Genomic DNA, 13,020 nt, shown 5'->3' on the forward strand with positions numbered 1-13,020 from the left:
ACTTCGCCACCCGACTTGAGGCCCAGAGAGTCTTCGCATCGTGAAACCGTATTCGTGGTATGAAATGACCCGTTGATTATTGGATGACCACCACTCACTCCGGATCGTTCGAGCAATCGCGCCCAGACTGACCGCAAGTCTAGGCTGGCACCGTGCGATTGTTCGAACGCCCCCTCCTCACATTAAATGCAAGCCAAAGCGGTGGCAGAATCGCGCGCGTATGTGCTAGGTCTGGTGGTATGGCGCAGGCACACCCCAATATCAGCGAAAATCGACCGGTCATCCGGCAACTTGACGACGCAGCAATCAACCGTATTGCCGCAGGCGAGGTTGTTGAACGTCCGGCTTCTGCAGTCAAGGAATTGGTGGAAAATGCCATCGACGCTGGCGCAACCCGCGTCGCGATCGACATTGCCGATGGGGGTAAGACGCTGATTCGCGTCACCGATGATGGCTGTGGGATTGCCGCTGAGGATCTGCCATTGGCCCTGTCGCGCCACGCGACCTCGAAAATTGATGGGTCCGATTTGTTGAATATCCACACCTTCGGGTTTCGGGGTGAGGCGCTGCCATCGCTCGGCGCCGTCGGGCGCCTGACCATTACCAGCCGGGTGCCGGGGGGCGAGGCGGCCTCGGTCCATGTGGCGGGTGGTCGGATCGAGGCGGTGAAACCTGCCGCCTTACGTGCTGGCACGGTGGTTGAACTGCGCGATCTCTTTTTCGCCACGCCTGCGCGATTGAAATTTATGCGCACCGACCGGGCTGAAGCGCAGGCGATTTCCGATACAGTCAAACGTCTTGCCATGGCCGAACCTGCGGTAACTTTCACTCTGCGTGACGTCTCTGGTGGTGGAGAGGGGCGCGTGACCTTCCGCGCCGACCGCGAAAATGGTGATCTGTTTGACGCGCTTCACGCCCGACTGGCCCGCGTGATCGGGCGCGAGTTTGCTGAAAATGCCCTGCAGATCGATGCCACGCGCGAGGGGATCCGGTTGTACGGTTACGCCGCCTTGCCGACCTATTCGCGCGGTGCGGCGGTGGAGCAGTATCTGTTCGTCAATGGTCGTCCTGTGCGCGACAAGATGCTGACGGGCGCGCTGCGGGCGGCCTATTTCGATTTCCTCAGCCGCGATCGCCATCCCGCTGCAGCCCTGTTCATTGATTGCGATCCGACGCTGGTGGACGTGAATGTGCACCCGGCAAAGTCCGAGGTCCGGTTCCGCGATCCGGGCGTGGCGCGCGGGTTGATCGTCTCGGCTCTGCGGCACGCGCTGGCCGAGGCCGGGCACAGAGCATCCTCCACAGTGGCGAATGCGACTTTGGGGGCTATGCGTCCGGAACCAGCACAGCCTGCACCGGCGCGAGTCTATCAGATGGACCGCCCCTCACCGGCTGTACGGAAAGTGGCGTATCAGGCGCAGGCGCCGGGATTTGCGGAACTGTCTCAGGACTACAGCGGCAGCATTGTCGAACCGGCTTCGGTCGCGGAAACGCCGGTCGAAGACCTGCCTTTGGGCGCGGCACGTGGGCAGGTACACGAGAACTACATCATCGCCCAAACCGCAGACGGCATGGTGATCGTTGATCAACATGCGGCACATGAGCGGCTGGTTTATGAAAAGCTCAAAAAACAGATGGCAGAGAATGGCGTCGCAGCGCAGGCACTGCTGATCCCGGAAATTGTTGAATTGTCCGATAGCGATTGCGCGCGATTGATGGCTGTGGCTGATGATCTCTCGCGCCTTGGTCTGACGCTGGAGCCATTTGGCGGCGGCGCGGTCGCCGTGCGTGAAACGCCTGCCATCCTGGGCGAGGTCGATGCGCGGGCGATGATTCTGGACATATTGGACGAACTGGCCGATCAGGGCGAAAGCCAAACAGTGCAGGCGCGGATCGAGGCGATCCTTAGCCGGGTAGCTTGTCACGGCTCGGTCCGGTCGGGTCGTCGTATGCGGGCCGAGGAAATGAACGCCCTGCTGCGCGAGATGGAGGCCACGCCCCATTCCGGTCAATGCAACCACGGACGGCCGACTTATGTGGAGCTTAAACTGAGCGATATCGAGCGATTGTTCGGCCGCAGTTGATCCCAAGGCCCGGCGGGGCTATGAAGAATAAAACAAGAACACGCGAGTTGAAATGATTGAGATTGCAGGCACCCAATATGCATTGAATGATCCGGTTTTGCTGATCGGCGGTGGCGTTGTTCTGCTGATCCTGCTGCTGCTATTCTTGTCTTTGCGAGCGTCCAACCGGTCGGCTCGGATGGCGGAGCCGCTGGCCCGGCAGATGGCGCATCTGGGCCAGCATGTTCAGCAACTGGGGCAGGGCCAAGAACAATTGCGCGGTGGCCTCCAGCATGTCTCGGACACGCAGGCCAATGCGCAGGTGCAGGTCATCCAGACGGTTGAATCCCGACTGTCCTCGGTCCAGCAGCAGATGAATGACCGACTGGCCGACAACGCGATGAAATCGGCGCGCGCCCTGGCCGAGATGCAGGAGCGGATGAAGGAATCGCTGCACGGGTCCTCGAAACAGACAGCGACTTCGCTGACACAGTTGCAGGAACGTTTGGCCGCCATCGACAAAGCGCAGGACAATATTACCAAACTGTCGGGTGATGTATTGTCTCTGCAGGATATCCTGTCGAACAAACAGACCCGTGGTGCGTTTGGAGAGATTCAGTTGAATGATATCGTGTCCAAGGCGCTGCCTTCGGACAGCTTTCAGCTGCAGGCTACTCTGTCGAACGGGCGCCGGGCAGATTGTCTGATCAACCTGCCGAACCCTCCGGGGCCAATTGTCATCGACAGCAAGTTCCCGTTGGAAGCCTATGAAGCGTTGATTGGTTCGACCAATGACATGGAGTTGAAAGCAGCGGTGCAGATGTTCCGCAGCACGGTGCGCAAGCACATCAACGATATTGCCGATAAATACATTCTGGACGGTGAAACAGCCGATGGCGCGTTGATGTTCCTGCCGTCCGAGGCGGTCTATGCCGAACTGCACGCCAAGTTTCCTGAACTGGTACAGGAGAGTTTCAGCAAACGTGTATGGATCGTTTCGCCCACCACATGCATGGCGACACTGAACACGATGCGGGCGATCCTGAAAGATGCACGGATGCGCGAACAGGCAGGTGCTATCCGCAAAGAGCTGGGCTTGCTGCACAAGGATGTCGAGCGTTTGGGGGATCGTGTCTCGAACCTTGACCGCCATTTCGGGCAGGCGGCCAAGGATATCTCGGAAATCAAGATCAGCGCGGAGAAAGCTGGCCGCCGTGCGCAGCGGTTGGATAATTTTGATTTCGAGGAGTTGGCACCGGACGATCAGACCAACGTTGTGCCTCTGGGCCAGTCCGAAGGCTAGGCATTACTGGATTGACAGATCCAGATTGTAGCCGACCGTCTTGTCCGTATCGCGGTCATTGCCCATAAGGTAGACCCGGATCGTGTAGTGTCCATCCTCAGGCAGTTCGATGCGCGCGGTGTTCCCGTCGATCGACCCGTTGTAGATCGCGAAACCATCACTGTCTGGCGGCAGGATGTTGAAGTAGATCACGCCATAGCCATTTGTGTCGCTTACCTTGAGATCGGCGAACATCTCTTGCCCGGCTTTTGCACCCAACTTGTAGTCGAAGTACTCGTTTCCTGTGACGGTACCATTGACCATTGTACCGAAATTGCCGGGCTCAAATTTCACATCAGCGACCAGTTGGGCTGATGCGACCGATGCAAAGCCTAATAGGCCAAGAGCTAAGATTGTAGTTCTGATCATTTAAGATGCCTCCATAAAACGGCGTGCCGGAACAGAGTATCACGTGAACGCTTATAGGGTCAGATTCTCAGGAAAGGTTGGAACAGGCGCGGCATCAGCTTGTTAAATTTAAGCGGCGCGTCAGTGACCGCCAGGCAAATGCAATCCCCCGTAATGTCTGCTGTAGGGGTATGGTGGAGGTCTTCATCTGCAATCTCCACATCACCACGGGCAAAACGGTCGACCTCATCCGAAAACGCGCCCTGCAGAACCATTGTCAGCTCTACACCATTATGGCTGTGGTCGGGAACTGCGGTGCCCGCCGGAATGAACAGCAACCGAGCTGTTGCATCACCGGTCGTCGGCAGGATCGCCTGCTTGACCCCCATGCCGATTGGTCGCCAGCGGATGTCATTTACGTCACCGCCCACGTAGTCCTGCAACGGGCTTGGCAAAACCGAGCAGCCGGGTCGCCTGGGTTTGGCAATCGGCGCACCGTTTGAGATCAAAGCCATCGTTTCCGCAAGTGCCTTGTCGTTCATCGCAACGGTCTCGTCCTGTTCTTCCAGGACATATCCGCCAACGGCGTCAAAGCTTTCGGCCTGCGCACGACATTGATTGCACAGGGAAAGATGTGTCGCGACCATCAGGTCGAAAGCCTCGGGCAGAGTGCCTGCGGCGTAAGCCATCAGCAGGTCGTCTGTCAGGTGATGTTTGATCTTATTGCTCATATCCGTCATCTCAATTCATCGCATGGCGCAAGCGGTCCAGCGCCAACCGTATCCGTGATTTGATCGTCCCCAGTGGCAATCCGGTCTGAGAAGCAATTTCTCGATGGCTCAGATCGCCGAAATAGGCTTTCTCGATCAGTTGTCTTTGCGCTTCTGGCAGCGCGGTCAGGGCGTTGCGCAGCTGCGCGGTTTCCTGTTGCAGAACAAGTATGTCGTCCTGTTCCGGCTCAGCCTCGGGTCCCCATCCCAGTTCTTCGGGCTCGGGGCGGCGTTGTTTGCGCAGGACGTCGATGCGTTTGTTCCGGGCGATCGTGAACACCCATGTGGCCACGGTCGCCCGCGCAGGATCGAATAAATGCGACTTGTGCCACAGAGTGGCCATCACTTCCTGCGCGCACTCTTCGGCCATGGCCGCGTCCGAACCCGACTTGATCAGGAACGCCTTGATCCGCGGCGCGAAATGCTGAAACAACTCAGCAAAGGCGACCTGGTCCTGCGTGTCCCTTATACGTCTGACGTGGTCCACCCACTCAGCTCGTTTGTCACAACTGTCTTGCGCTCGGTTCACCGGTTTTCCCTTGATGCGTTTCTTTGCGCGCCACGGTTTCTGTGAAGGCCTGCTGGCCACCGGTTCATCCAAGGTCGCGGTATCGATCTCGGTAAACATAACAACAATACGCAGCGACACCCAAGCTGGATCACATTGTGATGCGAAATTAATCCAAACCGGACCATGTTTCGTATGATAAGTATGTACATGACGAAAAAAACAGCGCCACTTGAACAGCTTACAGGAAAACTGGAACACAGCCGAGAATGAACAGGATCGACCATATTTCAGGCCATACTTACCACGGTCGAAAAGGCAGGATCGAGAATGCGTTTCGGTATTCCATTGATTACATCCTGCTGGACCCCGAAGCCCGGCCTGACACACCGCTTTTGTTTTCGATGAACCGCGCCAATGCGATGTATTGGCGAGACCGTGACCACGGCGGTGAACCCGGCAAAGGGCAGAGTGCGGCGTGGTTGCGAGTTAAATTCGACGAAATGGGTGTGACGCAACCTGCAAGGCTTGAGTTGCTGACGCAGCCACGGGTGCTGGGGCATGTTTTCAATCCGGTCAGCTTCTGGTTCTGCTTCGATGCCGGTGAACAGCTATATGCGGTGGTAGCCGAGGTTACGAACACCTACGGCACGCGCCACAGCTATCTGTGCAACAATCCCGGGTTTGCGCCGATCCAGCCGACGGATCGCATCGTTGCGGACAAGCTGATGCATGTCTCACCGTTTCAAAAGATCGAAGGGACGTATGAGTTTCGCTTTGACCATCGCCCCGAGCGTATCGGCGTCTGGATTGACTATGGTCGAAAAGCGGGTGGATTGATTGCCACCCTGACCGGGCCGCGCGCGCCGCTGACCAACCGGGCGATCCTGTGGTCGTTGCTGCGGCGCCCCTTCGGTGCGCGACGTGCGTTTTTCCTTATTGTGTGGCAGGCGATCAAACTTAAGATCAAGAAGGCACGGTTTGTCCCGTTCCGAACCGCCCCTGTGCCCGATCAGCCGATATCCCGCAGTCGCAAGCCTTAGCCCTTAGGTCTTTGCTTAAGATCAAAGACTCAGCCCCTTCCTCATGGTTGTGGTACTATTGAAACCGCGAATACGAGGAGTTGGGTCATGATGGAAATTTCGCCAAGGAAAATTGCTCAGGTTGCAATGATGGGGCGCGAATTGGGTCGTGCCGAGGGCGAATTGCGCGCCTTTATTGACCGGATGAGCGAGGACGAACAGGCCGAACTGGTGGCTGTCATGTGGGTTGGGCGAGAAAGCTTTTTCGCCGAAGATCTGCCTGAGGCTATTGCAACCGCCAAGTCCGAAGCTTCGACCCCTTGCGCAGACTACCTGATCGGTACGCCGCATATGTCGGATCATCTTGAAAATGGCTTGGATGCACTGGGCATCTCAGCAGAGGATGTGGAAAACGACCTGATGTAAGTGCACCAACTATGTGCAACCGTTGCAGCCTGCAATACATTCGCTGAATACCCGGTTTTCGGATAACATGGTCAGGAAACCCGAAAGCCCGCATTCAGGCTGGGGTGCTATTAGACGGAGCGTGATCCATGTGGCGCGTCTTGCAATTGTTTGCGGTGTTCGCGCTTTGCGTGGGCCTCCATTCCCGCCCTGCCCAAGCCTGCGGCGTCTGCGTTGAGCTTCCGGAATATTCTCTGGCGGACCGGATTCTTTCGGCGCGTGTTATCGTGCTGGCGGCACCATCGCCAGACAACCCTTTCAGGTTCTCCCCCGTTTCGGTTTTGAAAGGCACGCCGGAACAGGTTGGGGCGTTGCCCGAAATACCTTTCCTGGTCGACAGCGTTACGCGATCCGCCTTTCGTGCGAATCCGGACAGAACGGTTTTGATGGTCTACGGGACGAGGTTTCAGGACAAGGCCGGTCGCAGCCTGCCCAGTGGTTGGACCAAAGGGTTCCTGATGACACCGGACAGGGCCCACTTCCTTAAAACACTGCGTGCCGAGGGGCAGGGCTGGGCCAGTGGCGCGCCGGATCGCGCGGCGCAGGTTGCCTTTTTCAGTGCCTATCTCACACATGAAGATCGCCTGTTGCGCAACACGGCGCTGATCGAAATCCACCGCGCGCCCTATTGGCTTTTGACCCACCTGACCGATGCTGTGCCAACCGCACAATTATTGCAGGATCTTCGCAATCCCAATCGTTTAGCCTACGCGCCGGCACTTATCCGATTGTTGGGTCTTCAGTCGGATCCGAAGGCTAAAGAACGCGTAAGGCTTGGCTATCAAAGCGCGCTTCGCAGCGGAAACCTCAACCTATACGACTGGGGGCTGGCGGGAATCACAGTTGATGGGGATCGGGCAATCCTTGAAATCGAAAAGTCGCTGCAGCGGCCCGAACGCTCCGTCGACGAAAAGCGCATCCTGATCCGCAGTCTGGCCGATGGCGGAACGACCTATCCCGAGTTGCGGCCCCGGATCCTGGATGTGTTTAGGCGTCAGTTGGACAAAGACAGCACTGTTGCGATCTGGATTGCCCTGGCTGTACGACCTTGGGGCACCTACGCACTGAACCCCAACTTTGAGGCTATCATGGCCCAAAGCGAACTAGATCCGGCGACTCTGTTCCTCATGCGGGCCGCAATCGAAGCTGAGGAACCGGGTTAACACTGTAGTGACGCTCCTCATAGTTCCAAATCGCACTAGGAAACAGATGGGGCAGCACTTTCGCCAAGCAAATGCATCTTAGCAGCCCCGGCGCATTCGAATTCAGAAAAATATCGCGCTTGATCAAAATCGTCTTGTATCTGGTCGACATGCAAGGATATACCGGCCAGCGGAGACGTGGCCGAGTGGTCGAAGGCGCTCCCCTGCTAAGGGAGTAGGCCCGGAAGGGTCTCGAGGGTTCGAATCCCTTCGTCTCCGCCACCTACCATTTCCGTTCAATTGGAAAAGATGCTTTTCAGCCCCTTATGGGGTTGTTTTGCCTAACACAATTAAGGTCGCTGTTGCTCTTCAATTGTATTCGATTACTCGATCAAAGATCGGTTGTTCTTGATGTGGCGTTGCACCATATGCCGAACCTGCTTGCCTTTGGCCGGGATCGGACGCGCTGATGGTGGTACGAAATCCTCTGTGGCCAAGGCGGGAAACAGTTCCAGCATTTCTGCCCGTGCCGCAGCCGGCACCGTCCTGAGGGCCTCGGCGCCAGCAAACAGACTTTCCGATGGGGCACCTTGGGCAAAGACGATCTCATGCTGTTCGAACAGCATGTGATAATACTCGACGGTTTGAGTGTTTTCCTCGACCGAGATACCGGAAATTCCAACCAGCGCGTGCGCGGCCACGAGGATTTCGCTGGTTTCGAACATTCGGATTGCAATGGCGGACCGCACCAGCATCCGGTGTTGCGGGGAAACAAGTAAGTCGCGCTGAGGCAGTCCGCTGCCTAATGCACCGGCGGCGATGCGGATCGGGCGCAGTTTGGGCTTTTCCGACAGCTCTTGACTGGTCAGCGTACGCGCACCGATCCAGCGGATACGCTGCGGACCCCGGTCCATCGTCTCAACCAAATCGCCTACACTCAGACGTTCGATCGCAATATCTCCACCCGGTGTCCGGATCAGTGTGCCAGCCGTAAAGCAGGGCACGTCAACGATGGATGTGGGGTCGGTTGTATCAGGCGCATTGCCTGGCGTGACGTTGACAATCGTCATCGAATAGGCAGTGCCGGGTTCCAAAGGCTCTGACGTAATATAGCCTGCCAGGTCACCCTCGACCTCGACCCGGTAGACGGTGATGGTGCCACCGTCCGGATCGGTCAGAATATAGGATTCTTCAAGGTAAATATCACCACTGAAAAATGTTGTGGACCCGTCCAGATTGGTGACCGTACCGGTCTGTGTTAAGTCATCGCCGCTTTCGTTGCTGTTGAAGTCGCCGTTAAAGACGGTGCCGGTATCGGGCAGCGTTGGATTCCCGGGTCGTGACAGAATGTCACCGCCTGCTGCATCCTCGACATTGAAAACGTGCCGGTCAGTGGCCGGGTCAAAATCGGTGTCCAAAATGACCTGGCCCGACCCCACCGTGATGACGTCGGGATCATATCCAATGTAGGAATAGTTTGCCATTTACAACTCACCACCTTTTTTGCGCGCGCCGTTCATTTCAGCCAGAACTTTTGGCACGTAAACCACCATTCAATAGGTATTTTCAGCAACAGTCGCCAATCAATCCCCTTATTTCAAGGCAATACCACGGCATTTTTTTGAACTCATGAATGTGGCTGGCCTTTTTACCATAACGCTACTCTGCCATGGGCCTGACTTTCGTTAAGGCAGTGCGGTGGGCCGCGCTGGGTACCGATCTCACTAGCTAAACTGTGCAACGGTGATCGCGTTGCGCAATATCATGACAATGAGCATGGCGCTAACACGGGTAGAAGCCATATTGGCCGGTGTAGTGATGCACCTTCCCAACCCGGTTTTTTTGTCCCTGATGCGCGAAGACCCTGAGATTGGCGTATCGATCCTGACTTCGACCTTTACCCATCTGCATTCGCTGGTCGCACAGCTTGAATAACTCAAGGCCCAGACTGGCGCGCAGCAGGTGGCCAAATTTTTGATGAACCTGTCCGACAAGGTGGCCGACGGCTGTGAGGTTGAGCCGCCTTATGACAAGATGCTGATTGTAGGACGCTTGGGCATGAAGCCCGAAAGCCTGAGCCGGACGTTTTCGCAGCTCAAGCCGGAGGGCGTGAAAATCAACCGTAATCACGCGGTTGCCGCGGATACCCAATGCCTGTGCGACTACGCCGAAAACAGCCCGTCCGAAAAGTAGCGCAAACTCTGCTAGAGCAGTGCAATTTGCACAGACATTTTGATCTATTTGCTAGCGTTTTTTCGCATATTTGTGTACAATGACGCTAGTTCTGCCGCGTATTTCGGCGGGGGGTGCAGCATGACACACGACCGCAACGGTGGCCCTGACAGGCCGCCCTTGGTTGCGCTCAGCGTCGCCAAGGTCGCTCTTTCGGTTCGGGCCAAGCTGCTGGTGGCATTTTTGGGAATAACCGGTCTGCTGGTTTGCTTGGTGTTGTTTGGTCTTTATGCCTTGCATCAGGCCAATCTCCGGTCCGAGACGATGATGCGCGATCAGGAACGTATTGCGTTCTTTAATGACACCCACACAACGATCTCGAACCTGAACACACATCTACTGTCCTTGTTCGTTCCGCAGAACCTGAAAGACCCTCCTCGTCAGAACGGAATTCTGGGGGCTTCTACGCGTTCGATACTTCACGTCTCGGCAGCACTGGAGCGAAACCTTGCCCTTGGTTTTCGCAGTTTCGGACAGTCGGGAATGCCAGATGAGCAGGCGATCGCGAACCTTCGATCTGACCTTCAGGACATATTACCGGCAATCACTGAACTGCGCCGTCTGAACCGCGAAGGCGATCTGTTAGCTGCGGCGCAACACGGTATCGACCAAATGTTCGAGCCGCTGCAAGCCATGCAACGCGAGGCGTATACCGTGGCGCAGGATGTCGAACAGGAAGTGCGCGAACTGGCGCGGACAACAGAACAGGCATACTTGACCTCACGCCTGAGCATCACGGCTGCGGCGATCGCGGCGATTGGGATTGCCCTTTTGTTGGGATATTCGATTTCGTCGTCTTTGTTGTGGCCGATCGAACGCATCCATGCGGTGCTCAGCAAGCTGTCCCGGGGCGGGTTCGACAACCGGATTATGGTTCCCAATCGGGACGAACTGGGCGAGCTGGCAAACCATGTGAACCAGACCAGCGAAAAACTGGGTGCGCTTTACGGGCAAGTCGAAGTGCAAAAAGCCCAACTGGCCGATTTGAATGCAGCGCTGGAAACTCGGGTCGCCAACCAGATAGAAGAGATCGAGCGCACCAATCGTCTGAAACGCTTCCTGCCGTCTCAGGTGGCAGCGATGATTGTCGGCGCGACGGATGAGGCGGATGTCTTAAGGACCCGTAAGGCCGAGATCACAGTTCTTTTTGCCGATCTGCGCGGGTTCACGGCCTTCGCCACCGTTGCCAATGCGGATCAAGTCGTCGCGGCACTCAACGCATTTCATGGCACTTGTGGACCGCTTGTCGAAGCCTGCGGGGGAACGTTGGAACGGTTTCTCGGCGACGGTTTGATGGTTTTGTTCGGCGCGCCAGTGCCGCTAGATGATGCTGCGCAGAGAGCCGTTGATCTGGCCCAGAAAATGCAAGTGGATGTCCGAAAGGCGATGGTCCCGTACAGGGCTGGTATCGCTCAGCACGGTCTTGGTCTCGGCATTGGGATCGCAACGGGCGCAGCAACCTTGGGTCGGATTGGTTTTGAGGGTCGTTTGGATTACTCGGCAATTGGGCCTGCACCCAATCTGGCGGCACGCCTGTGTGAAATCGCCAAGGACGGTCAGGTGCTTGTCTCAAATGCGACTGCGCGTCAGGTCCGGATAGATATGACCCCGGCGGGACCGTTCGATCTGAAAGGCATAGGAACCCGCGTTTCGGCCTATGAACTGGCGCGTCTGGTCGAAAGCCGGACGGCGCCTCACGTATGTGCCCCCTATCCCTGACAAATGCAGGGAGTTGCGCTCGTCGTAACTTCAAAAGGAGGGGTCGGGCGGTCATTTGCCAGCGATGAGCGCGCCTGCAATCTACAAGACTGAGCCAACCAAAACAGCTTCAGTGCGCACGCTGATGACGGCCCGATGGGACGGCAACTCACTTGATGCGTGGGTCAGCGAGTGTGTTTGACTTGTTGTGGGGGGACGAACCGACTGTTAACCCGGGCGCGGTCCTTTTCGTCCTACCTGGCAGATAACTGTCCCGCAAAGCGTTGATTTCGGATGTCGTCCGGGGATGTCTTGTAATGGGCGCGAAAGGCGCGCCCCAAAGCGACGGCAGAAGAAAACCCGGTGGCTGCCGAAATCTCTCGCTGCGACAAATCCGTTGTCCGAAGCAACGTGTCAGCCCGTTCCAGACGCAACTCTCTGTACGTTGTCAAAAGCTTTGTCCCGGTTCTGTTTAGGAATCGACGCTGCAACTGTCGGGTGGACGTACCCAGCATTTGCGCCAGATCCGAGATCCGCAATGGCTCCTCAAGATTATTACTCATCGTTTCGATGGCTCGTCGCACTTGTGGATCGGCCTCGGACCGTTGGAAAAGCCGGATTGCAAGATGGCTCTTGGCGGTCCTTTTAGGCTCGGACAGTCCGATGTATCCGCGCAGAGTGTCTGCGAGGTGCTCTCCGTGATCGATCGAAACGAAATTGGACAACAACCGTAAAGCGCTTAATCGGGTCGATGCGCTGTGCAAACGGTTATCATTGGCCATGTGGATACCCGATCCATCTTCGATCAGTCCGATTTCCTGCGCTGCGGCCGTGAAGTTGGGGTGCACCGCGGCGACTGTTTTTTCCGCCCGCCCGATCTGAGCAAGCAGCAAAACGGCGCTGCCGACAAATATTGTGCGCGACGACAGGTTCACAACCTGTGAGGTCCATGATTTCTCAGAGTCATCCAACCGCCAGTTTTCGTGGATATCCCCCCAAAAAAGTGCCGTTCGCCCAGACCAGTACAGCGGCCCTTCGACCGGATCTTTAGCCAACCTGCGAATGTTGATGATGTAAGAATGATGTTCGACCAGCCTGTTCAAAGCATCAAAGAAATCCAGGACGATCTGTGCAGATGCTTCGGTGTCCTCGCCAGAGAGGACAACATCGACGTGATGATTTCTGTTGGCTGTTTGCCTGGCAACGCAGGTTTGGCGTGAACGGGCATTCTTGAGGACATAGTGTTTCATTGTTCCTCCACCTAATGGTCTTCGGCTTTGCCCTTCGGGGCACCGCTCATTTCTTATGGCCGACCCCCGCTTTTGGCGGGGGTCGACCGTAATTTGCAGCCCGTTTACTCAGCGGCTTCTTCGTATGCGTCCATTGGGGGGCATGTGCAGATTAGGTTTCTGTCGCCATATGCGTTGTCG

General features: G+C 56.6%; 13 protein-coding genes and 1 tRNA gene. 9 read left to right on the plus strand and 5 right to left on the minus strand.

What is annotated here, in order from left to right:
- Nucleotides 1-239 precede the first annotated feature (239 nt).
- Both mutL and AC2FFH_RS18005 read left to right on the plus strand, forming a co-directional pair.
- Nucleotides 240-2,084, plus strand: a complete 1,845-nt coding sequence (gene mutL / locus AC2FFH_RS18000; RefSeq protein ID WP_496845012.1) for a DNA mismatch repair endonuclease MutL — start codon at nt 240-242, stop codon at nt 2,082-2,084.
- Nucleotides 2,085-2,136: 52 nt separating this feature from the next.
- Nucleotides 2,137-3,366 carry a DNA recombination protein RmuC gene (locus tag AC2FFH_RS18005; protein WP_496845014.1) on the plus strand — a complete coding sequence of 410 codons (1,230 nt, stop codon included), beginning with the start codon at nt 2,137-2,139 and terminating at the stop codon, nt 3,364-3,366.
- A gap of 3 nt (nt 3,367-3,369) precedes the next feature.
- Here AC2FFH_RS18005 and AC2FFH_RS18010 read toward each other — a convergent pair whose 3' ends face one another.
- From AC2FFH_RS18010 to AC2FFH_RS18020, 3 genes are read right to left on the minus strand one after another with little or no spacing between them, the layout of a single operon-like run.
- Nucleotides 3,370-3,774 carry a hypothetical protein gene (locus AC2FFH_RS18010; RefSeq protein WP_496845016.1) on the minus strand — a complete coding sequence of 135 codons (405 nt, stop codon included), beginning with the start codon at nt 3,772-3,774 and terminating at the stop codon, nt 3,370-3,372.
- A gap of 59 nt (nt 3,775-3,833) precedes the next feature.
- The gene (locus tag AC2FFH_RS18015) at nt 3,834-4,484 is read right to left on the minus strand and encodes a ChrR family anti-sigma-E factor (protein ID WP_496845018.1); all 651 of its coding nucleotides are present in this window, start codon (nt 4,482-4,484) and stop codon (nt 3,834-3,836) included.
- Between the two features lie 10 nt (nt 4,485-4,494).
- Entirely contained in the window at nt 4,495-5,151 is a 657-nt protein-coding gene (locus AC2FFH_RS18020) for a sigma-70 family RNA polymerase sigma factor (protein WP_496845029.1), read from the minus strand.
- A gap of 149 nt (nt 5,152-5,300) precedes the next feature.
- Between AC2FFH_RS18020 and AC2FFH_RS18025 the strand changes: the two genes are divergently transcribed.
- The 4 genes from AC2FFH_RS18025 to AC2FFH_RS18040 all read left to right on the plus strand — a co-directional run bounded on the left by AC2FFH_RS18025 (nt 5,301) and on the right by AC2FFH_RS18040 (nt 7,942).
- Complete coding sequence (locus tag AC2FFH_RS18025) at nt 5,301-6,074, plus strand: DUF1365 domain-containing protein (protein WP_496765383.1); 774 nt, start codon at nt 5,301-5,303, stop codon at nt 6,072-6,074.
- An 87-nt stretch (nt 6,075-6,161) separates the two neighbouring features.
- On the plus strand, nt 6,162-6,479 hold the full coding sequence (locus tag AC2FFH_RS18030) for a DUF3775 domain-containing protein (protein ID WP_108860111.1): 318 nt from the start codon (nt 6,162-6,164) through the stop codon (nt 6,477-6,479).
- A gap of 128 nt (nt 6,480-6,607) precedes the next feature.
- The gene (locus AC2FFH_RS18035; protein WP_496845019.1) at nt 6,608-7,681 is read left to right on the plus strand and encodes a hypothetical protein; all 1,074 of its coding nucleotides are present in this window, start codon (nt 6,608-6,610) and stop codon (nt 7,679-7,681) included.
- 171 nt (nt 7,682-7,852) lie between these two features.
- Nucleotides 7,853-7,942 (plus strand) — tRNA-Ser (locus AC2FFH_RS18040).
- Nucleotides 7,943-8,043: 101 nt separating this feature from the next.
- On the opposite strand, the gene AC2FFH_RS18045 is transcribed toward AC2FFH_RS18040, so the two are convergent.
- Nucleotides 8,044-9,144 (minus strand): Hint domain-containing protein, encoded by a 1,101-nt coding sequence (locus AC2FFH_RS18045; protein WP_496777383.1) that lies wholly within the window; start codon nt 9,142-9,144, stop codon nt 8,044-8,046.
- Between the two features lie 286 nt (nt 9,145-9,430).
- Here AC2FFH_RS18045 and AC2FFH_RS18050 point away from each other — a divergent pair, with 286 nt between their 5' ends.
- From AC2FFH_RS18050 to AC2FFH_RS18060, 3 genes are all read left to right on the plus strand, one after another.
- The gene (locus AC2FFH_RS18050) at nt 9,431-9,595 is read left to right on the plus strand and encodes a hypothetical protein (protein ID WP_496845020.1); all 165 of its coding nucleotides are present in this window, start codon (nt 9,431-9,433) and stop codon (nt 9,593-9,595) included.
- A gap of 27 nt (nt 9,596-9,622) precedes the next feature.
- Nucleotides 9,623-9,853 (plus strand): hypothetical protein, encoded by a 231-nt coding sequence (locus AC2FFH_RS18055; RefSeq protein ID WP_496845021.1) that lies wholly within the window; start codon nt 9,623-9,625, stop codon nt 9,851-9,853.
- 120 nt (nt 9,854-9,973) lie between these two features.
- On the plus strand, nt 9,974-11,611 hold the full coding sequence (locus tag AC2FFH_RS18060) for an adenylate/guanylate cyclase domain-containing protein (protein ID WP_496845022.1): 1,638 nt from the start codon (nt 9,974-9,976) through the stop codon (nt 11,609-11,611).
- 233 nt (nt 11,612-11,844) lie between these two features.
- Here the strand turns inward: AC2FFH_RS18060 and AC2FFH_RS18065 are convergent, their stop codons facing one another.
- Nucleotides 11,845-12,840, minus strand: a complete 996-nt coding sequence (locus AC2FFH_RS18065; protein ID WP_496845024.1) for a helix-turn-helix domain-containing protein — start codon at nt 12,838-12,840, stop codon at nt 11,845-11,847.
- Nucleotides 12,841-13,020 lie beyond the last annotated feature (180 nt).

The organism is Ruegeria sp. YTSC003 (genome assembly GCF_059609785.1).

Excerpts from the sequence above, each read along its gene's own strand:
- AC2FFH_RS18065 (WP_496845024.1), bottom strand. The coding sequence starts at position 12,840 with ATGAAACACTATGTCCTCAAGAATGCCCGTTCACGCCAAACCTGCGTT.
- AC2FFH_RS18030 (WP_108860111.1), top strand. The coding sequence starts at position 6,162 with ATGATGGAAATTTCGCCAAGGAAAATTGCTCAGGTTGCAATGATGGGG.
- mutL (WP_496845012.1), top strand. The coding sequence starts at position 240 with ATGGCGCAGGCACACCCCAATATCAGCGAAAATCGACCGGTCATCCGG.
- AC2FFH_RS18035 (WP_496845019.1), top strand. The coding sequence starts at position 6,608 with ATGTGGCGCGTCTTGCAATTGTTTGCGGTGTTCGCGCTTTGCGTGGGC.
- AC2FFH_RS18050 (WP_496845020.1), top strand. The coding sequence starts at position 9,431 with ATGAGCATGGCGCTAACACGGGTAGAAGCCATATTGGCCGGTGTAGTG.
- AC2FFH_RS18025 (WP_496765383.1), top strand. The coding sequence starts at position 5,301 with ATGAACAGGATCGACCATATTTCAGGCCATACTTACCACGGTCGAAAA.
- AC2FFH_RS18015 (WP_496845018.1), bottom strand. The coding sequence starts at position 4,484 with ATGAGCAATAAGATCAAACATCACCTGACAGACGACCTGCTGATGGCT.
- AC2FFH_RS18020 (WP_496845029.1), bottom strand. The coding sequence starts at position 5,151 with ATGTTTACCGAGATCGATACCGCGACCTTGGATGAACCGGTGGCCAGC.
- AC2FFH_RS18005 (WP_496845014.1), top strand. The coding sequence starts at position 2,137 with ATGATTGAGATTGCAGGCACCCAATATGCATTGAATGATCCGGTTTTG.
- AC2FFH_RS18045 (WP_496777383.1), bottom strand. The coding sequence starts at position 9,144 with ATGGCAAACTATTCCTACATTGGATATGATCCCGACGTCATCACGGTG.
- AC2FFH_RS18060 (WP_496845022.1), top strand. The coding sequence starts at position 9,974 with ATGACACACGACCGCAACGGTGGCCCTGACAGGCCGCCCTTGGTTGCG.
- AC2FFH_RS18010 (WP_496845016.1), bottom strand. The coding sequence starts at position 3,774 with ATGATCAGAACTACAATCTTAGCTCTTGGCCTATTAGGCTTTGCATCG.